18 protein-coding genes and 1 rRNA gene are annotated in these 17,714 nt (G+C 68.5%); 3 read left to right on the top strand and 16 right to left on the bottom strand.

The features are described 5' to 3' along the window. Positions 1–50: 50 nt before the first annotated feature. Both BW730_RS03095 and BW730_RS03090 read right to left on the bottom strand, forming a co-directional pair. A 16S ribosomal RNA gene (locus BW730_RS03095) occupies positions 51–1,569 on the bottom strand. A gap of 1,038 nt (positions 1,570–2,607) precedes the next feature. Continuing rightward, complete coding sequence (locus tag BW730_RS03090; protein WP_077684975.1) at positions 2,608–4,020, bottom strand: IS1380 family transposase; 1,413 nt, start codon at positions 4,018–4,020, stop codon at positions 2,608–2,610. Between the two features lie 134 nt (positions 4,021–4,154). On the opposite strand from BW730_RS03090, the gene BW730_RS03085 reads away from it, so the two are divergent. After that, positions 4,155–5,372 carry a CapA family protein gene (locus BW730_RS03085; RefSeq protein ID WP_077684974.1) on the top strand — a complete coding sequence of 406 codons (1,218 nt, stop codon included), beginning with the start codon at positions 4,155–4,157 and terminating at the stop codon, positions 5,370–5,372. Between the two features lie 3 nt (positions 5,373–5,375). Here the strand turns inward: BW730_RS03085 and tyrS are convergent, their stop codons facing one another. From tyrS to argC, 8 genes are read right to left on the bottom strand one after another with little or no spacing between them, the layout of a single operon-like run. Continuing rightward, entirely contained in the window at positions 5,376–6,629 is a 1,254-nt protein-coding gene (gene tyrS / locus BW730_RS03080) for a tyrosine--tRNA ligase (protein ID WP_077687496.1), read from the bottom strand. A 42-nt stretch (positions 6,630–6,671) separates the two neighbouring features. After that, positions 6,672–8,030, bottom strand: coding sequence for an argininosuccinate lyase (gene argH, locus BW730_RS03075; protein WP_237268013.1), 1,359 nt, complete (start codon positions 8,028–8,030; stop codon positions 6,672–6,674). A gap of 50 nt (positions 8,031–8,080) precedes the next feature. Then, positions 8,081–8,575: an arginine repressor gene (locus tag BW730_RS03070; protein WP_077684972.1), complete on the bottom strand. Its 495-nt coding sequence runs from the start codon at positions 8,573–8,575 to the stop codon at positions 8,081–8,083. Continuing rightward, positions 8,568–8,756 (bottom strand): hypothetical protein, encoded by a 189-nt coding sequence (locus BW730_RS20130; RefSeq protein WP_335340880.1) that lies wholly within the window; start codon positions 8,754–8,756, stop codon positions 8,568–8,570. Before BW730_RS20130 ends, BW730_RS03070 begins: the two co-directional genes overlap by 8 nt. Then, positions 8,735–9,739, bottom strand: a complete 1,005-nt coding sequence (locus tag BW730_RS03065) for an acetylornithine transaminase (RefSeq protein ID WP_335340879.1) — start codon at positions 9,737–9,739, stop codon at positions 8,735–8,737. Before BW730_RS03065 ends, BW730_RS20130 begins: the two co-directional genes overlap by 22 nt. A 3-nt stretch (positions 9,740–9,742) precedes the next feature. Continuing rightward, positions 9,743–10,642: an acetylglutamate kinase gene (argB, locus tag BW730_RS03060; protein WP_077684971.1), complete on the bottom strand. Its 900-nt coding sequence runs from the start codon at positions 10,640–10,642 to the stop codon at positions 9,743–9,745. Then, the gene (argJ, locus tag BW730_RS03055; protein WP_077684970.1) at positions 10,639–11,790 is read right to left on the bottom strand and encodes a bifunctional glutamate N-acetyltransferase/amino-acid acetyltransferase ArgJ; all 1,152 of its coding nucleotides are present in this window, start codon (positions 11,788–11,790) and stop codon (positions 10,639–10,641) included. The genes argB and argJ overlap by 4 nt, the downstream gene beginning before the upstream one ends. Next, entirely contained in the window at positions 11,787–12,818 is a 1,032-nt protein-coding gene (gene argC / locus BW730_RS03050) for an N-acetyl-gamma-glutamyl-phosphate reductase (protein ID WP_077684969.1), read from the bottom strand. Before argC ends, argJ begins: the two co-directional genes overlap by 4 nt. 97 nt (positions 12,819–12,915) lie before the next feature. Between argC and BW730_RS03045 the strand changes: the two genes are divergently transcribed. After that, positions 12,916–13,827 carry a hypothetical protein gene (locus BW730_RS03045; protein ID WP_077684968.1) on the top strand — a complete coding sequence of 304 codons (912 nt, stop codon included), beginning with the start codon at positions 12,916–12,918 and terminating at the stop codon, positions 13,825–13,827. Positions 13,828–13,832: 5 nt separating this feature from the next. Here the strand turns inward: BW730_RS03045 and BW730_RS03040 are convergent, their stop codons facing one another. Genes BW730_RS03040 through BW730_RS03030 form a run of 4 tightly spaced genes read right to left on the bottom strand, consistent with a single transcriptional unit; the run spans position 13,833 to position 15,819 of the window. Then, complete coding sequence (locus tag BW730_RS03040) at positions 13,833–14,174, bottom strand: hypothetical protein (protein WP_158522459.1); 342 nt, start codon at positions 14,172–14,174, stop codon at positions 13,833–13,835. A gap of 19 nt (positions 14,175–14,193) precedes the next feature. Then, positions 14,194–14,754: a TetR family transcriptional regulator gene (locus BW730_RS03035; protein ID WP_077684966.1), complete on the bottom strand. Its 561-nt coding sequence runs from the start codon at positions 14,752–14,754 to the stop codon at positions 14,194–14,196. Continuing rightward, complete coding sequence (locus BW730_RS18415) at positions 14,741–14,917, bottom strand: hypothetical protein (protein ID WP_158522458.1); 177 nt, start codon at positions 14,915–14,917, stop codon at positions 14,741–14,743. Before BW730_RS18415 ends, BW730_RS03035 begins: the two co-directional genes overlap by 14 nt. Continuing rightward, the gene (locus tag BW730_RS03030) at positions 14,914–15,819 is read right to left on the bottom strand and encodes a GNAT family N-acetyltransferase (RefSeq protein WP_077684965.1); all 906 of its coding nucleotides are present in this window, start codon (positions 15,817–15,819) and stop codon (positions 14,914–14,916) included. The genes BW730_RS18415 and BW730_RS03030 overlap by 4 nt, the downstream gene beginning before the upstream one ends. A 35-nt stretch (positions 15,820–15,854) precedes the next feature. Here BW730_RS03030 and BW730_RS03025 point away from each other — a divergent pair, with 35 nt between their 5' ends. Further along, positions 15,855–16,472, top strand: a complete 618-nt coding sequence (locus BW730_RS03025; protein WP_077684964.1) for a hypothetical protein — start codon at positions 15,855–15,857, stop codon at positions 16,470–16,472. Between the two features lie 111 nt (positions 16,473–16,583). Here BW730_RS03025 and BW730_RS03020 read toward each other — a convergent pair whose 3' ends face one another. Both BW730_RS03020 and BW730_RS19925 read right to left on the bottom strand, forming a co-directional pair. After that, positions 16,584–17,135 (bottom strand): cysteine hydrolase family protein, encoded by a 552-nt coding sequence (locus BW730_RS03020; protein ID WP_077684963.1) that lies wholly within the window; start codon positions 17,133–17,135, stop codon positions 16,584–16,586. A 21-nt stretch (positions 17,136–17,156) separates the two neighbouring features. Beyond that, positions 17,157–17,645: a PfkB family carbohydrate kinase gene (locus BW730_RS19925; RefSeq protein WP_250637757.1), complete on the bottom strand. Its 489-nt coding sequence runs from the start codon at positions 17,643–17,645 to the stop codon at positions 17,157–17,159. Positions 17,646–17,714: the final 69 nt, after the last annotated feature.

Genomic DNA, 17,714 nt, shown 5'->3' with positions numbered 1-17,714 from the left:
AACCAGGCATTGGACAGCAGCGCTAAGCGCTCCTGCCAGAGGCTCCTTAGAAAGGAGGTGATCCAGCCGCACCTTCCGGTACGGCTACCTTGTTACGACTTAGTCCTAATTACCGGTCCCACCTTCGACGGCTCCCTCCACAAGGGTTAGGCCACCGGCTTCGGGTGTTACCGACTTTCATGACTTGACGGGCGGTGTGTACAAGCCCCGGGAACGTATTCACCGCAGCGTTGCTGATCTGCGATTACTAGCGACTCCGACTTCATGGGGTCGAGTTGCAGACCCCAATCCGAACTGAGACCGGCTTTTTGAGATTCGCTCACCCTTACAGGTTTGCAGCTCTTTGTACCGGCCATTGTAGCATGCGTGAAGCCCTGGACATAAGGGGCATGATGACTTGACGTCATCCCCACCTTCCTCCGAGTTGACCCCGGCGGTCTCCTATGAGTCCCCGGCGTTATCCGCTGGCAACATAGGACGAGGGTTGCGCTCGTTGCGGGACTTAACCCAACATCTCACGACACGAGCTGACGACAGCCATGCACCACCTGTATACCGACCATAAAGGGGCACCTATCTCTAGGTGTTTCCGGCATATGTCAAACCCAGGTAAGGTTCTTCGCGTTGCATCGAATTAATCCGCATGCTCCGCCGCTTGTGCGGGGCCCCGTCAATTCCTTTGAGTTTTAGCCTTGCGGCCGTACTCCCCAGGCGGGGTACTTAATGCGTTAGCTGCGGCACGGAGAACGTGGAATGTTCCCCACACCTAGTACCCACCGTTTACGGCGTGGACTACCAGGGTATCTAAGCCTGTTTGCTCCCCACGCTTTCGCTTCTCAGCGTCAGGAAAGGTCCAGAGATCCGCCTTCGCCACTGGTGTTCCTCCTGATATCTACGCATTCCACCGCTTCACCAGGAATTCCAATCTCCCCTACCTTCCTCAAGTCTGCCCGTATCGGAAGCAGGCTCAGGGTTAAGCCCTGAGTTTTCACTCCCGACGCGACAAACCGCCTACAAGCTCTTTACGCCCAATAAATCCGGACAACGCTCGCACCCTACGTATCACCGCGGCTGCTGGCACGTAGTTAGCCGGTGCTTCTTCTGCAGGTACCGTCACTTTCGCTTCGTCCCTGCTGAAAGCGGTTTACAACCCGAAGGCCGTCATCCCGCACGCGGCGTTGCTGCATCAGGCTTTCGCCCATTGTGCAATATTCCCCACTGCTGCCTCCCGTAGGAGTTTGGGCCGTATCTCAGTCCCAATGTGGCCGGTCGCCCTCTCAGGCCGGCTACCCGTCGGAGCCTTGGTGAGCCGTTACCTCACCAACAAGCTGATAGGCCGCGAGTCCATCCTTGACCGCCGGAGCTTTCCAACCTCCTCGATGCCGAGGAGGTTCGTATCCGGTATTAGCATCTGTTTCCAGATGTTATCCCAGAGTCAAGGGCAGGTTACTCACGTGTTACTCACCCGTTCGCCACTCGTGTACCCCCGAAGGGGCCTTACCGTTCGACTTGCATGTGTTAAGCACGCCGCCAGCGTTCGTCCTGAGCCAGGATCAAACTCTCCGTTGAAAAATTATTGGCACGGTCTCCGAAGAGACCGCTTAACCATCAACTTAGTTTGATACTGACAGAGTTCCATTGCTGGATCTATCAATATTTTCAAAGGAATCCGTTACATGATTTGCATCATGTAGACGGGTTCGCAACTGCAAGGCAAGCCTTGCAATGTGCATTTTATTTGGCATTGACTTTAAGCACGCTGTTGAGTTCTCAAGTTTCGGGTGCGTCCCGCGCTTCCATCGAGCTGTTTTTCGCTCGTTTTCCGCTTGGGGCAACTCGATCAACTTTACTTGCTTGAATCTCGCTTGTCAAACTTGCTTGATTCTCGCTAGCTCAGTTGAGTTGTGTTTAAGTCGCTAGGCGACTCGTCCAACTTTACTTGCTGGCGTTCGGCCTGTCAAATCGCTTCGACGTGGCTGAGATGCTCCGAAGTAGTAGTGAAACCCTAGTTGACTAGGTGTTTTACTGTTGGTCCGTTGCTTGGCGCAACCTGACCAACTTTACTTTGTCGATCTCGGCTTGTCAAACCGTCTGGTTCGAGGCCGACCGCTGTTGAGTTGTTGGTGACTGCCGAAGCAGCCTGGCTAACACTACCGTTCCCCTGCCTGCCGATCAAATCGGCCCTGCTGAGGCCATGCTCGTAGCCCGGACCTTGAGCGGGTTCGTTTCGAACGCACACTCGCCCGCGACATTGAGATGGGGTGGTGGCTCCTGGTCCGGCCGTTTCCGTCCGGTTCACCGAGGGAGCTTGAGAAACTATACACAGCCCTCAGGACCCCCGCAAATCGAGGCTGCCGTGCTCGCGCCTACCCTTGTCAGCGCGGATTTGGGACCTGACCGCCCCGCTGTCGGGCCTAGTCGGGGTGCCGCCTAGCCTCGATGTTTCATCGGGTTGGTGAGCGGGGGCGTTCGGCGTCGTTGCCGGTGTTCAGCTGCTGATTCTGGCATGTGGGTGTGACAGATCGTCGCAGTGTCCGTTGCGGGCGGTCGGGTTCCACTCCCGAGAGGAGGATTCTGCTGGTCGGTGGGGCGGGTGGAGCCGCCTGGTCAGGTCTGTGCGACGGCGGTGCGGAGCCGGTTCATGCCGGTTAGGACGGTTCGGGCTTCGGGGGCGTGTTCGGCGAGATGGAGGACCTTGTGCCGGCAGCGGCGCACGAGAGTCGCGGGGATCTCGAACAAGCGTGCGCGGAGCCGTTTGGGTTCCCACTTCCTCGCGTCATGGCCGGTCAGAGCTATGGTCTGCATCCAGGCGACGAGCTCGGAGGCGAGCTGGATGATCTGGCACCAGATCTGGTTCTGCGCGAAGCCCTGCAGCGGGAACTTCATCAAGCCCAGGTCCTTGGCGTTGCGGATCCGGTCTTCGCATCGTGCGCGGCGGCGGTGACGCAGCTCGAGGACGGGTAGCTGGCCGCGCGGGGTGTTGGTGGCGAACGCGGTGATGCGCATTCCTTCGTGATCGGTGATCCGTAGTTGCGCTCCGGGGTGGGGGCGTTCCTTCCGCACGATCACCCGCATCCCGGCAGGCCACCCGGACAGGTCCAGCAGTCCGGTCAGCTCCGCCACCCACGCCCCCTCGCGGATCCCGTCGGTATCGGTGTCATAGGCCGGAGTCCACGCCTGCGCCTCATCGATATGTTCCAGCAGGTCAGGAGTGTGCGCGGGGAGAGTGAACCCGACGGAGTAGGCCAGCCGCCGCCTGGTCAGCCACTTGACGAAGTCCTTGGTGCCGCCGGCTCCGTCGGTGCGGATCAGAATCTTCTTCGACCCCCGCCTGCTCCGGGCCAGCAGGGCTGGTGGGAGCTGCGCGAGCGCGGCCTTGGTGACGGTGATGTGATCAGCCGCGGTGTTCGAGCCGGCGTTGCCGGGGCGGAGATGGATCGCCAGCGGTTCCCCAGTCCCTTCGCTGCCGTGGTCGAGGAACGCGCACAGCGGGTGATAGCCGAAGCCGCGTTTGAACGTCGGTGCGGCCTGCTCCTTCTCGCTGTGGACGTTGATCAGGGTGGCGTCGAGGTCGATGACCAGCGGGCTCTTCGCACTGGCCCCCGCGGCGGGGGAGTGCTCCCCGGCCAAGGCCCAGGCCCGTTCCCGCGCGGCGCGACGGGCATTCGAGATCGCCTCGATCACGGCGGGCGCGTCCTCAGCCAGCGTGGTGAGCATGCGGGAGATCGTGGGGGCCGAGGCGACGTCACCGAACAGGTCCGGTTCGCACCGCAGCAGATCAGCATCCGAAGCGTGCTCGCCGCCGATCGCGAGAGTGAGTGCGAGATCCAGCAGGACCTTCGAGCTGTGATGCTCTGCCAGCGGTTTCGTCCACGAATCCAGCGCCTCACGCAGCGAAGCAGCGAGGCCAGTGGCGTGAATCGTGTCGGTCAGCAGCACAGCGCCCGCATGCGCGAGGGCCGGAACCTCGGCGACGTCCACCCGCGGACGGGGGTAGAAGAACAAGGTAGGGTGGGACACCTGAAAGGTGCTCCTTCCAGCGGATGGCTACGGGTCTCAACACCTCGTATCATCCCAGGCCAGGAGCACCTTTCGCCATTCATTCCGCCGGTCGAGACCACACCCCCGTGAAATCTCGAGGCTAGTGTTGTGTTGTGAAGTTCTGGTCTGTGTCGCGTGCGCTCGCGGCCGTCGTTGCGGTGGCCGTCACCGCCTCCTGTGCACCGGACCTCTCCCCACCGGGAGGGACGGCTCCGGCGCTCCCACCGTGGCCGCCGTCCCCGTCAGCGTCCGCACCGGCTGCGGGTTCACCGGGCGGTGCGGACGGACCTGACGGGACGACCGAGGCGCCGGCCGCCCGGACCGCCACCATCAACATCAGCGGCGACCTTCTCTGGCACAACACACTGTGGCAGCAGGCGAAGGCGGACGGGGGCGGCAGGATGGACTTCGCGCCCCAGCTCGCGAGCCTGCGCGAGTATGTCAGCGCGGCGGACCTGGCGGTGTGCCATTCGGAGGTGCCGTTCGCGCCCCCGGGCGGCCCATACGCGAACTACCCCACGTTCGCCGTGCCTCAGGAGGCCGCGGCGGGCATCGCGGCGACCGGATGGGATCTGTGCACCACAGCCTCCAACCACACCATGGACGCCGGTTGGGACGGCCTAGTGCGTACGCTCGCGGTGCACCGCGCGAACGCGATCATGACGAGCGGCAGCTTCGCGACCGAGGCCGAGTCGCGCACCCCGGTGATCTTCACCACCAAGGGCGGGGTCCGGATCGCGGTGATCAGCCAGACCTTCGGGCTCAACGGCATCGCCCGGCCCAAGGGACGCGAGTGGGCCGTCAACCTCCTGGACGCCGACGCGACCCTCGCGATGGCGCGCCAGGCACGTGAGGCCGGCGCCGACATCGTCGCAGTACACATGCACGCGGGCGAGGAGTACTCCCCCACTCTCAGCAAGCAGCAGACCGACTTCGCCACCGCGGTCACCGCCTCCCCCGACGTCGACCTCGTCTTCGGCCAGCACGCCCATGTCGTGCAACCGGTCGACCGGGTCAACGGGAAGTGGGTCTTCTACGGGATGGGGAACCTGATCGCAGCGAGCGGACCAGGGCAGCCGTACACCTATGACGGCTATGTGGCGCAGGTCCGCTTCACGCAGCAGGGCGACGGCCGCTTCGCTGCGACCGAGGCCGAGTTCGCCCCCACGATGATCACCAAGCGCAGCGGCGGCCGGCCCGCGCGCGTGCTGCTGATCCCCGACGAACTGAAGAAGGGGGCCGCCGGCTCCAACGCGATGCTGGAGTCGGCGGCCCGTACCCGTGCCCGCGTCAACGCCCTCCACGTGGAGGGGCTGACCGAGCGGGGCTGATCCTCAGATGCGCTCGGCGATGCCGACCGTCTTGCGACCCCTGCGAAGGACCGCGTACCTGCCGTGCAGCAGGGCCTCAGGGGCCAGCACCAGGTCGGCGTCCTCGATGCGCTCGTTGTTGAGGTAGGCGCCGCCCTCGGCGATGGCGCGGCGCGCCGCCCCCTTTGATTCCACAACGCCGGCCGCAACGAGCGCGTCGACGACGGTCGCGTCGGAGTCGACCTGTGAGCCGCCGACCTCACTCAGCACCGAGGCGAGGGTCGCCTCGCTGAGCTCGCCCAACTCGCCGCGTCCGAAGATGGCCCCGGAGGCCGCGACCGCCGCGTCGCGCTCGGCGCGACCGTGCACGATGTCGGTGACGTCGTCGGCGAGCGCCCGCTGCGCCTCGCGCTTGAACGGGGCCTCGAGCGTCGCCCGCTCCAGCGCCTCGATCTCCTCGCGGCTGCGGAACGAGAACACCTTGAGGTAGTCGACGACCTTCGCGTCCTCCGCGTTCAGGAAGAACTGGTACATCGCGTAGGGCGAGGTGAGGCTCGGGTCGAGCCAGACGGTGCCTGCCTCGGTCTTGCCGAACTTGGTGCCGTCGGCCTTCGTGAGCAGCGGCGTCGCCATCGCGTGCACCCGCACCTGGTCGCTGCGGCGCAGCAGTTCGACGCCAGCGGCGATGTTGCCCCACTGGTCGGAGCCGCCGGTCTGCATCGTGATGCCGTACCTGCGGTTCAGCTCGCGGTAGTCCATCGACTGCAGCAGCACGTAGGAGAACTCGGTGTAGGAGATGCCCGCCTCCAGGCGACGCGCGACCACGTCACGGGCGAGCATCCGGTTCACCGGGAAGTGCTTGCCGACGTCGCGCAGGAAGTCGAGCACCGACATCTCGGCGGTCCAGTCGTAGTTGTTCACCATGGTCGCGGCGTTGTCCCCCTCGAAGGAGACGAAGCGGCTCACCTGGGAGCGGATCTTGTCGACCCACTCGTGCACCAGTTCCTTGGAGTTCATGACCCGCTCGCCCGACTCCTTCGGGTCGCCGATCAGGCCGGTCGCGCCACCCACCAGCAGGAACGGTTGATGGCCCGCATCCTGGAGTCGCTTGGCGAGCAGGATCTGGACGAGGTTGCCGGTGTGCACGCTCTGGGCGGTCGGGTCGAAGCCCACATAGAACTTGACGGAACCCTCGTCCAGGTGCGCGCCGAGGGCGTCCAGGTCGGTCGAGTGGGCGATCAGCCCACGCCATTGAAGGTCATCAAGCAGTGCATTCACGCGCCACAGCATACTGATCGCCCGGCGATAAGGCCCGTCGGCTCAGGCCGATGCGCCCGCCCACGCCCGCAGTTGCGCCTTCACGCCACGCAGTTCGTCGGCCTGCTCGCGGACCCGACCGGGGGCCGTGCCGCCGCGCCCGTCGCGCGAGGCGACCGAGCCCTCGACGGTGAGCACCCCGAGGACGCCGGGGTCGAGATGCTCGGAGATCGACGGCAGGTCCTCGGCCGTCAGGTCCTGCAGCGTGATGGCCTTCCCCTCGCAGTAGCGCACGGACTCGCCAGCCACCTCGTGCGCGACGGCGAACGGCACGCCCTGCCGGACGAGGTGGTCGGCGATGTCGGTGGCGAGCGAGAAGCCCTTCGGTGCGACCTCGGCCATCCGGTCGGCGTGGAACGTCAGCGTCGCGACCATGCCAGCGACGGCGGGAAGCAGCACGTGCAACTGGTCGATTCCGTCGAAGATCGGCTCCTTGTCCTCCTGCAGGTCGCGGTTGTAGGCGAGCGGGAGCCCCTTGAGCGTGGCGAGGAGCCCGGACAGGTTGCCGATCAGGCGACCCGCCTTGCCGCGGGCCAACTCGGCCACGTCGGGGTTCTTCTTCTGCGGCATGATCGAACTGCCCGTCGACCACGCGTCGTGCAGCGTGGCGAAGCCGAACTCGGCGGTGCACCACAAGATGACGTCCTCGCTGAGCCGCGAGAGGTCGACGCCGATCTGGGCGAGCACATAGGCGGCCTCGGCGATCAGGTCACGGGCCGCGGTGCCGTCGATCGAGTTGGGCACCGACGACGAGAACCCGAGTTCCGCGGCGACCAGTTCGGGGCTGAGGCCGAGCGAGGTGCCCGCCAGCGCCGCGGAGCCGTACGGGCTGACCGCCAGCCGCGCGTCAAGGTCGCGCAGTCGCTGGATGTCGCGCACCAGCGGCCACGCGTGCGCGAGCAGGTGGTGGCTGAGCAGGATCGGCTGGGCCGACTGCAGGTGCGTGCGCCCCGGCATCACCGCGCCGAGGTTCGCGTCGGCCTGCGAGAGGAGGGCGTCGACGACACCGTCGACGTCGAGGGCGATCAGCCGGATCTCGTCGCGCAGGTAGCCGCGGATCAGCGTCGCGATCTGGTCGTTGCGGGACCGGCCCGCGCGGATCCGGCCGCCGAGGTCGTCGCCGACGATGAGCTTCAGGCCGCGCTCGAGAGCGCCGTGCACGTCCTCGTCGGTGTCGGCAGCGACGAACTCGCCCGCCTCGACCTGGCGCGCCAACTCGGCGAGGCCCTCGTCCATGGCGGCCGCCTGAGCGTCGTCCAGGTAGCCCGCGGCGCGCAGCGCCTTCGCATGGGCGCGGGAGCCCGCGATGTCGTGCAGCGCGAGCCGCCAGTCGAACTGCGTCGACTTCGACAGCGCGAACATCGCCTCGCTCGGCCCACCCTCGAATCGGCCGCCCCAGAGTCGTCCTGTGCTCACGAATGCTTCCTCACTGCCGGCTTGCCGGTCTTCGTCATCTCCGAGATGCTGCCGACCGTGCGGTCGGCTGCCTCGTTGTCCGTGGCGATCACCAGGACGGTGTCGTCGCCCGCGATCGTACCGAGGACTCCCGGCAGGCCCGCAAGGTCCAGGTAGGACGCAAAGTACTGGGCCGCCCCTGGCGGTGTCTTGACCAGGATCTGGGTGCCCGCGTGGCGGATCGACTGCAGCAACTCCGCACACAGCCGCGCCAACTTGTCGAGCGCCTCGTTCTCCCCCGCCTCCGCGGCGGCGGCGTAGACCAGCGCGCCGCCGACGGCCCGCTGCCTGACGGCCCCCAACTCGAGGAGGTCCTTCGACAGCGTCGGTTGGCTGACGGTGATGCCGTGCTCTGCGAGCGCGTCCATCAACTCGGCCTGCGACGTGTAGCAGGCCTCCCCGAGCAGTTGCCGCAGCGTCGCGAGGCGACCTGCCCGCGTCGGGCTAGCCATGGCCTTCGAGCAGTCCGGGCAGGGCGTCGACGAAACCCTGCAGGTCGTCCGGGGTGGCGATCAGCGGAGGGGCCAGCCGCAGCACCCCGGGACGGGGCGCGTTGATGACCCAGCCCGCGTCGAGCGCGGCGTCGGCGACCTGCGGCGCGATGTCGGAGGTCAGCACGACGCCCAGCAGCATGCCCCGCCCCGGACGGACTCGATCAGCGGGTGGCCGAGACCCTCGATCGCCGCGGCGAGCCAGGCGCCGACCTCGCGCGCGTTGTCCAGCGCGCCCGCCTCGAGGGCGTCGAGCACCGCGTTGCCTGCGGCCGCCGCGACCGGATTGCCTCCGAAGGTGGTGCCGTGCTGGCCGGGCTGCAGCAGGTCGGCCGCCCTGCCGGTGGCGATGCACGCCCCGACGGGGAACCCGTTGCCGAGCCCCTTGGCCAGCGTGATCAGGTCGGCCGCGACGCCGTCGGCCGTGTGTGCGAGGAACTCGCCGCAGCGGCCGAGGCCCGTCTGCACCTCGTCGATCCACAGCAGCGCGCCGACGCCGTCGGCGATCCCACGGGCGGCCTTCAGGAAGCCGTCAGGCACCGGCACGACGCCGTTCTCGCCCTGCACGGTCTCGATGAGGATGGCCGCGGTCCGGTCGTCGGCCGCCTCGCTGAGCGCCGCCTCGTCGCCGAATGGCACGAAGACGACCTCGCCGGGGAGCGGCTCGAATGGCTCGCGGTACTTGGGGTTGGCCGTCAGGGCAAGGGCCCCCATGGTGCGACCGTGGAAGGAGCCCTCCATGGCGATCACCTTGGTGCGGCCCGTCAGACGGGTCAGCTTGAAGGCTGCCTCATTGGCCTCGGTGCCCGAGTTGGTGAAGAAGACGCGCGCGCCGGGGTCTCCGGTGAGCGCCGCCAACCGCTCGGCGAGCCGCACCTGGGGTTCGCTCGCGAAGAAGTTCGAGACGTGACCGAGCGATCCCAACTGCCCTGCGATGGCGGCCGTGACGCCGGGATGCGCGTGCCCGAGCGCCGTCACGGCGAGCCCCGAGAGCAGGTCGGTGTAGCGGTTTCCGTCCTCGTCCCACAGGTGGACGCCCTCGCCGCGGGCGAAGACCCGCTTCGGGGCGCCGAACGCGTTCATCATGACCGCCGCGTAGCGGCCCTGCAGATCGGCCTGGCTCATGCCCTACTCCTCGTTGGTGACCATGGTGCCGACGCCCTCGTCCGTGAAGATCTCGAGCAGCAGGCAGTGCGGGACGCGGCCGTCGATCACGGTCGCCGACGCGACGCCGCCCTCGACGGCGCGCAGGCAGGCCTCCATCTTGGGGATCATCCCCGAGTCGAGGCTCGGCAGCAGGCCACGCACCTCGTCGGTGTTGATCTGCGTGATGATCGAGTCCTCGTCGGGGTAGTCGGCGTAGACGCCTGCCACGTTGGTGAGCATCACGAGGCGCTTAGCCTTGAGCGCGACGGCGAGCGCGGCTGCCGCCGTGTCGCCGTTGACGTTGTGGACCTGGCCGTTGGCGTCGGGGGCGACCGTCGCGACGACCGGGATCCGACCCGCCGCGATCAGGTCGTTCAGCGAGCTGGGGTCGACCTTCTTGACGTCGCCGACGAGCCCGAGGTCCACCTCCTCGTCGTCAACGACAAGGCCCCGCTTCCGCGCGGTGAACAGCCCGCCGTCCTCGCCGGACATCCCGACGGCGAAAGGCCCGTGCTGGTTGATCAGGTTGACCAGCTCCCTGCCGACCTGGCCGACGAGCACCATCCGCACCACATCCATCGCCTCAGGCGTGGTGACCCGCAGGCCGCCGCGGAACTCGGAGTCGATGTGCAACTTGTCGAGCATCGACGAGATCTGCGGGCCGCCGCCGTGCACCACGACCGGCTTGAGCCCGACCCTGCGCAGGAACACCACGTCCTCGGCGAACGCCCGCTTGAGCGCGTCGTCGGTCATGGCGTTGCCGCCGTACTTGATCACGACGGTCTCGCCCGCGTACTCCGCGAGCCACGGAAGGGCCTCGATCAGCGTGTTGGCCTTTGCCAGCAGCTCGGGGTGGCGCTGCGTCACGGTCCTGGGGCTCATGTGGAGTACTCCGCGTTCTCTTTCACGTAGTCGTAGGTGAGGTCGTTCGTCAGGATGGTCGCGCTGTCGTGACCCGCGTGCAGGTCGACGGTGACGCGCACGTAGCGCTCACTGAGGTCGACCTTCGAGCGGTCCTCCCCGATCTGTCCGCCCCGGCACAGCATCACACCGTTGAAGGAGACATCCAGTTCATCCGCGTGGAACGCCGCGTCGGTGACGCCGATCGCGGAGAGCACCCGACCCCAGTTCGGGTCGTTGCCGAAGATGGCGCACTTGAACAGGTTGGACCGGGCGATCTCGCGCCCCACGACCACCGCGTCGCGCTCGGACGCCGCACCGATCACCTCGACGGCGATCTCGTGCGACGCGCCCTCGGCGTCGGCGATCAACTGGCGGGCCAGGTCGACGCAGATGCCGGTCAGCGCCTCCTGGAAGGTCGCCGCGTCGGGCGTCACCCCGCTGGCGCCGGAGGACATCGCGATCACGGTGTCGTTGGTCGACATGCAGCCGTCGGAGTCGGCGCGGTCGAAGCTGACGCGGCTCGCCTCGCGCAGCGCGGCGTCGAGGGCCCCGGCGTCGACGACCGCGTCGGTGGTGAGCACCACCAGCATGGTGGCGAGCCCGGGCGCGAGCATGCCTGCGCCCTTGGCCATGCCGCCGATGGACCAGCCGTCGACGCTCACGCTTGCCTGCTTCGCGACGGTGTCGGTGGTCATGATCGCCTCGGCCGCCGAGGCGCCGCCGTCCGTGGAGACGGCCGTGCAGGCGGCGTCGACGCCGGGCAGCAGCGTTTCCATCGGCAGCCGGACGCCGATCAGCCCCGTCGAGCAGACGGCGACGTTGTCGATGATCAGGCCGAGCCGGTCGGCGACCCGGGAGGCCGTCGCGGCTGAGTCGGCGTAGCCCTCGCTTCCGGTGCAGGCGTTTGCGCCGCCCGAGTTGAGCACGACGGCGTTGAGTTGGCCGTCGGCGACCGCCTCGCGCGACCATTTGATGGGGGCCGCGAAGACGCGGTTGGTGGTGAACACGGCGGCTGCCGCCTGGTCGGGGCCCTGGTTGACGACGACGGCGACGTCAGGCTTTCCGCTCGGCTTCAGGCCGGCGGTCACGCCTGCGGCCGCGAACCCCTTGGGGGTGGTGACGCTCATGGCGCGACTCCTACTGTGCTGAGCCCGGTGGCCTCTGGCAGGCCGAGGGCGATGTTCATGGACTGGATGGCGCCGCCCGCGGTGCCCTTCGTGAGGTTGTCGATGGCGGAGATGACGATCAGCCGGCGCGCCGTGGGGTCGACGACGACCTGCACTGTTGCACGGTTGGACCCGACGATCGCGGCGGTCTGGGGCCACTGCCCGTCGTCGAGTAGCGTCACGAATGGCTCCTCGGCATAGAACGCCGCGTAGGCCTCCCGCGCGTCGGCGGTGGTCACGTCGCCGACGATCGGAGCGGAGCAGGTCGCAAGGATGCCGCGCGGCATCGGAGCGAGCAGCGGGGTGAAGCTGACGGTGACGTCGCCGTCGGTGACCGTGCGGAGGTTCTGCGCGATCTCGGGGGTGTGGCGGTGCAACCCGCCGACGCCGTAGGGGCTCATGTTGCCCATCACCTCGGAGCCGAGCAGGTGCGGCTTTGCCGCCTTCCCCGCGCCGGAGGTGCCGCTGGCGGCGACGATCGAGACCTGGGTCGCGTCGATCAGGCCCGCAGCGACGGCGGGCAGCAGCGCGAGGGTGCTGGCCGTCGGATAGCAACCGGGCACCGCGATGCGCCGTGCGCCGGCGAGCGCCTCCCGGGCGCCAGGCAGTTCCGGCAGCCCGTAGGGCCAGGTGCCCGCGTGCGGGGAACCGTAGAACCGCTCCCACTCGTCCGCGTCGCTGAGCCGGAAGTCGGCGCCCGCGTCGACGATGAGCGCGTCGTCGCCCAGTTGCTGCGCGATCGCGGCGGAGGTGCCGTGCGGCAGGGCGAGGAACACGACGTCATGGCCGGAGAGTTCTTCCGCGGTGGTGGGGGCGACCACGCGGTCGGCCAGCGGGGCGAGATGCGGCTGCAGAGCACCGAGCCTCTCCCCCGCGCTCGAGTTGCCGGTAAGGGCCCCGATCTCCACCTCGGGATGCTGCAGGAGCAGGCGCAGCAGCTCGCCGCCCGCGTAGCCCGTGCATCCGGCCACCGCCACCTTGTACGTCATGGTCGAAACTATTCCACATTCACAATAGATATTCAATCGTGGGGCCCGGCTAGTCTGTCCGGAACCGCAACGCCGCGGCCCGACCATTGGAGGCCTCGTGAGCGCAGTCCGCTCCTTCCTCGCATTCGTGATCCTGCTGATGGCCGTCGCGTCCGCCGTCGCCGGCGTGGGTGCCCGGTGGGTCGACGCCGTGGCAAGGACGCAGGAGCCTGCGGAAATGATCGTCGCGCCGCTTGCCACCGATCGTTCGGTGCGCTCCGCGATCGCGTCCGAACTGGAGACAGCGGCGAAACGGGAGATCCCGGAGGCCGTCGACCAGATCCCGAACCTGCGCGCGACGCTGGAGGCGCTGCTTGCCACGGCCGTCGACAACGCCCTCGAGGACCCTGGCGTCGAGAACGCGTGGAAGCAGACGATCACGGCCTCGCGGGTCGCGCTGGTGGAGGACCTCGACGCGTACCGTAGCGATGCGGCCGAGACCCCCACCATCTGGCTCGACCTCTCGCCATTCGTGACGCTCGGCAGGGAGAAACTGCTGGCGGCCGCCGACGAGACGGTCCGCCCGTACCTGGAGCAGGTGGCGTGGGACAAGGACGTGCGGGTCGCGCTGGGTCGCCCGGACGCCACCGTGACCAAACTGGCGAGCGAGACCATCGCGATGGCCCAGCACTGGAAGTGGATGTTCGTGGCCACGGCGCTGCTCGGGGTGCTCGGCCTGCTGATCGGCTCGCGTCGAGGCCGGTGGGTCGCCTCGATCCTCGCGGCGCTGCTCGGGTTGGGCGGTGTCGTCCTGGGGCGCTTCGCGCTCGGCCGGTTCCGGATGCCGCGCGCCGACTCCGTCGAGGGCGCCGTCACCGGGAGGCTGGCCGACGGGGCTGTCGCGTCGCTCCTGGAGTGGACGGCGCAGGTGCCGTGGTGGCTGCTCGGGGTGGTCGGCGTCTCGGTGGTCGCACTCTCGGTGGCTGCCATGACCAAGAAGCCGCCTGCCCCGGAACCAGACCCGGGCTGAGGCGGCTACGACTCGGGGATCGCCCGGCCCTCCTGATCGACGACCTGGCGGCCGCCGAGCGGCTTGTCGAGTCGCACCTCGGCCTCGAGCACCTCGATGGTGGCGTCCTTGCTGGCGTCGGAGCCGTCGATGCGGACCTCAACGACGACCTGCTGGTCGTCCTCCTGTGTCACGCGGGCCTCGGCGATCTTGGCGTCGTCGGACGCCTCGACGAGCAGCACCACATCCGGGGAATCGGGGGAGCCGGCGTAGGTGGACGGCGTCACCTGGCGCGTTCCACAGCCAGTGAGAGCGAGCAACACCACTGCGGCCACTACCGCAGCGAACCGACGACTTTGCCGATGCATGGTGTCAGCCTAACTCTCATCAAGGCGTTGTGGGAACGGTTTGTTTCACACCGCGCACAATCAGGCCGAGTCCCCAGCCGAAGCTGGCCTCCGAGCCGGCCGCGTCGAAGTCGGCGAGGACGCCGAGCGAGTGCATCTGGGCGCGCGTCTGCTCCTCGACGACGTGGCCGAGCACGAAGTGCAGCAGCGCCGCCATGGTCGCCTCCGGCTGCTCGACGCCTTCCATCGTCAGCCTCTCCCGACCCGACGCGGCCGGGTCGACGGCGCCGAGGCCGAGCGCGAGCGACGAGGCGACCAGTTCCGCGGCGTCGCGCCTCGCGAGCAGCACCTTGCGCAGCGTCGCTGCCCACTCGACCAGCCAGTCCGCGACCGGCTCGTCTGGCCGCGGGTCGGACACCTCGGAGAGGATCTCGTCGCCGAGCGCCGCGAGCAGCGACTGCTTGTTGGGCACGTGGTAGTACAGCGCCCCCGCCTGCACGCCGAGCACGTCGGCGACCCGGCGCATGCTGAGGTCGCCGAGGCCGTACGCGTCCAGGATGCCGAGCCCCGCCTCGACGATCGCCCGCCTACTGAGCGCCATCGCCACCCGCGCGTCGCTCGAACCAACCGGACGCGGCGATCGGGCGGTAGCCGAGCCTGCGGTTGATGGCGAGCATCCACCGGTTCTCCGACGCGTTGCCCGTCACCAGCGTCGCCACCTCCGGCCAGGCGCCGCGGATCGCGGCGTGATTGGCGGTCTTCATGAGCCAGCCGAGCCCGTTGCCCCGATGTGCCCGAGCACGAGCGTGTCCCACTGGTCGCCGACCTGTGGGCGGGCCGTGTCGCGGACGAGGCGCGTGATGCCGACCAGGGTTCCGTCGTGCTCGACGGACGTGACGAGTTGGTCGAGGCCGCCCGCGCGTCGGCCCCGGTCGATGGCCCTGATCCGGTCGGCGTCGATGACCTCGGCACGCAGGTCCGAGCCGCCGATTGGCGCGTCCGTGCTCATCGCCACCTGCAGCAGCGCCGCGTCGCCGACCCAGCGTTCCGGGGTGTCGCCGTGCCACTGGACGAGGCGGTACCCCTCGGGCGTCGCCGCACGGGCCTCCGCCGCGGCCGCCTCAAGGCCCGCCTGTGGGGGCAGGTCCCAGCCGGACATGGTGTCGACCTGGACGAGCTGGAAGCCTCGCTTGAGCAGGAACCTGGCGCCCGGAGCAGCGGCGTCGATGGCCCCGTCGCCCTGTCGCGCGGAGATGGTGCCGGGGCCGGGCTCGACAAGGGTGTCCCAGGTCCAGATCTCGAGGTTGTCTCTGCCTTCGGAGGCGGCGAGCGCGGCCGCGTCGTCGAACAGCGCCGCCCCGATCCCGTGCCCGCGGTGGGCAGCGGGCACGACGATCGACACGAAGGCGAGGTGGGTGTTGTCGCGCTGGGGCAGTTCGAGCAGCGCCACGCCGACGAGTTCGCCGTCCTCGCGCGCCGACACGAAGCGGTGCACGGTGATGGACGGGTCGAGGCCCTCGGCCCAGCGGCGACGGGCCGACTGGCCGAGCAGGCTGGTGCCGAAGAGGTCCTCCAGGACCGCGTCCCACTCCCGGGCGTCGAACTCGTACAGCGCGTAGCCTGACCCGCCCTCGTCGGCGGGAGGCTCTTCGCGGGAGATCAACACGGGCCCAGCGTAGCGGCGCGACGTAGGATCGGCCCGTGACGAACTTCCACAAGCCAGTCAAGCGCCCCGGCGACGTCATCGAGATGATGGGGGGCGGGGGCGACCCCGCCGAGCTGGGCGAGTTGGCGCACGACACCGCTGCGGCGCTGCTGCATCGGGTACGTCGCGCGCCTGACGCCGCGGTGGTGGATCGCGTGATCGCCTTCGCGGACGGGGCGGGCATCGAGGACCTGGCCGAGATGTGGGCGGAGGCCCCCGCCGATTCGCTTCCCGGCGCACTGTGGCGGCTGTATCTGCTGCGCCATGCGGTACGCGAGGCGCCGTCGGCGGCCGGCTACCGCTTCAAGAGGGGCGTCGAGGTCGATACGGTCGGGCAGGCGATCGCCGGGTCGGGCAGCGCCCCCTCCCCTGAGGAGGTCGTGGTCCTGTCGACCCGGATCCTGCGGGGCGCCTTCACTGGCGACTTCGCCATCGCACTGGAGCGCGCGGCCGCGTTCGCGCGGGTGATGGCCGTCGGATCCGCGGAACTGGTCTCCGAGGGTGGGCTGACCGAGCGGGTCGCAGACGAGCGCCGCCGCTGGGAGGGCTACGAGGCCGTCTCGGCCGAGCTGACCAAAGCCGCCGCGCTGTGGCGCGACGGCGCTTTGCACTGATCTCTTGGGTCAGCCGCTAGAATCGTCAGCGGTCGGGCCGTGGTAACCCCGGGCTCCACTATTTGCCGCTATGAGCGGCCACGCGCCGAGAGGCGTTCCGCGGTCCGGCCATCATTCATCCGCGAGCACGTCGTCGACGGTGCGCAGTTCCACCTGCGGGGGATACAGTCCGAGCACTGTCAGCGCCGCCGCCTGGTTCTCGGGACTCGATCCGGCGCAGCCGTTGGTGACGACCGTGACGCGTGCCCCGGCGTCGGCCGCGGGCAACACCGTCGAGATCACGCAGCAGTCGGTCGAGACGCCGGTGACCACGAGGCTCGGGGCCTCCCCCACCAAGTCGCGTAGCCTCTCCCACTTCCCGAACGTCGGCGCGTCCACCACCGGCGCGTCGAGGCCGGCGAGTTCGTCGACGAGGTCGAAGTACGGGTCGTCGGCCGGCCGGTCGGCAAACGGCCAGGCGGCCATGTAGTCGGCCCACGACCCGGCCCGCTCGTCAGCGGCGGGCGGCACCCAGCGGGTCAGGATGGTGCGACCCTCGAAGCTGGGCAAGAGGCGTCGGATCGACTCGACGGTGCCCGGCCACATGGGTGAACCCCAGTCGCTTTCGGGGTCGGCGAAGATGCGTTGTGCGTCGATGACGATCAGCCAGGGTTCAGCGGTCATGGCGCCAGTGTGGCACCGCCGTCAGGCCCGCGCCTCGAACGCGTCGATCTCGGCCCTCGTCGAGGCGGTCGCCGGCCCGCGCCTGGTGACCTTGATGGCCCCGGCGATGTTGGCCCTGCGGCAGGCGGTGACCCAGTCGGCGCCGCGGGCGATCTCTGCGCACAGCACGCCGGTGTGGGCGTCGCCCGCGCCGTTGGTGTCGACCGGCTTCTGCGGGAAGCCGGGCACCTCGGTGACGACGCCGTCGACGCAGACGGCGCAGCCCGCGGGCCCGTCGCGCACGATCGCAACGGCGCCGGAGGGAAGCAACCGGGCGATCCGCTTGGCCGCCTCGGCCATGGTCGACGGGCCACCGGTCTTGGTGCGGCAGAGCGCCTCCGCCTCCTCCTGGTTGGAGGTCCACACCGTGGTGCGGTCGAGCATCGCGTCGCGCACGTCGTCGGGGAGGTCGGCGAAGGCTGCGCCTGGGTCGAGCACGACGTGCACGCCCTCGGGAGGCCCTTCAGCCATTCCTGGAGGGGAAGGCGGGTCGAGTCGACCGCGAGCGTGTAGCCCGTGACGCACACCAGGTCGCCCGGC

The sequence above is a fragment of the Tessaracoccus aquimaris genome (genome assembly GCF_001997345.1).
Classification (GTDB): Bacteria; Actinomycetota; Actinomycetes; order Propionibacteriales; family Propionibacteriaceae; genus Arachnia; species Arachnia aquimaris.
Note: the sequence above shows the minus strand (reverse complement) of the source record. Positions and strands in the feature narration are given on the sequence as shown.

Coding starts and splice junctions, on each gene's coding strand:
- BW730_RS03040 (WP_158522459.1), bottom strand. CDS start 14,174: ATGCATCGGCAAAGTCGTCGGTTCGCTGCGGTAGTGGCCGCAGTGGTG.
- BW730_RS20130 (WP_335340880.1), bottom strand. CDS start 8,756: ATGCTGCTGGGCGTCGTGCTGACCTCCGACATCGCGCCGCAGGTCGCC.
- BW730_RS03035 (WP_077684966.1), bottom strand. CDS start 14,754: ATGGCGCTCAGTAGGCGGGCGATCGTCGAGGCGGGGCTCGGCATCCTG.
- BW730_RS19925 (WP_250637757.1), bottom strand. CDS start 17,645: ATGGCTGAAGGGCCTCCCGAGGGCGTGCACGTCGTGCTCGACCCAGGC.
- argC (WP_077684969.1), bottom strand. CDS start 12,818: ATGACGTACAAGGTGGCGGTGGCCGGATGCACGGGCTACGCGGGCGGC.
- argJ (WP_077684970.1), bottom strand. CDS start 11,790: ATGAGCGTCACCACCCCCAAGGGGTTCGCGGCCGCAGGCGTGACCGCC.
- BW730_RS03065 (WP_335340879.1), bottom strand. CDS start 9,739: ATGAGCCAGGCCGATCTGCAGGGCCGCTACGCGGCGGTCATGATGAAC.
- BW730_RS03070 (WP_077684972.1), bottom strand. CDS start 8,575: ATGGCTAGCCCGACGCGGGCAGGTCGCCTCGCGACGCTGCGGCAACTG.
- argH (WP_237268013.1), bottom strand. CDS start 8,030: ATGTTCGCGCTGTCGAAGTCGACGCAGTTCGACTGGCGGCTCGCGCTG.
- argB (WP_077684971.1), bottom strand. CDS start 10,642: ATGAGCCCCAGGACCGTGACGCAGCGCCACCCCGAGCTGCTGGCAAAG.
- BW730_RS18415 (WP_158522458.1), bottom strand. CDS start 14,917: ATGAAGACCGCCAATCACGCCGCGATCCGCGGCGCCTGGCCGGAGGTG.
- BW730_RS03020 (WP_077684963.1), bottom strand. CDS start 17,135: ATGACCGCTGAACCCTGGCTGATCGTCATCGACGCACAACGCATCTTC.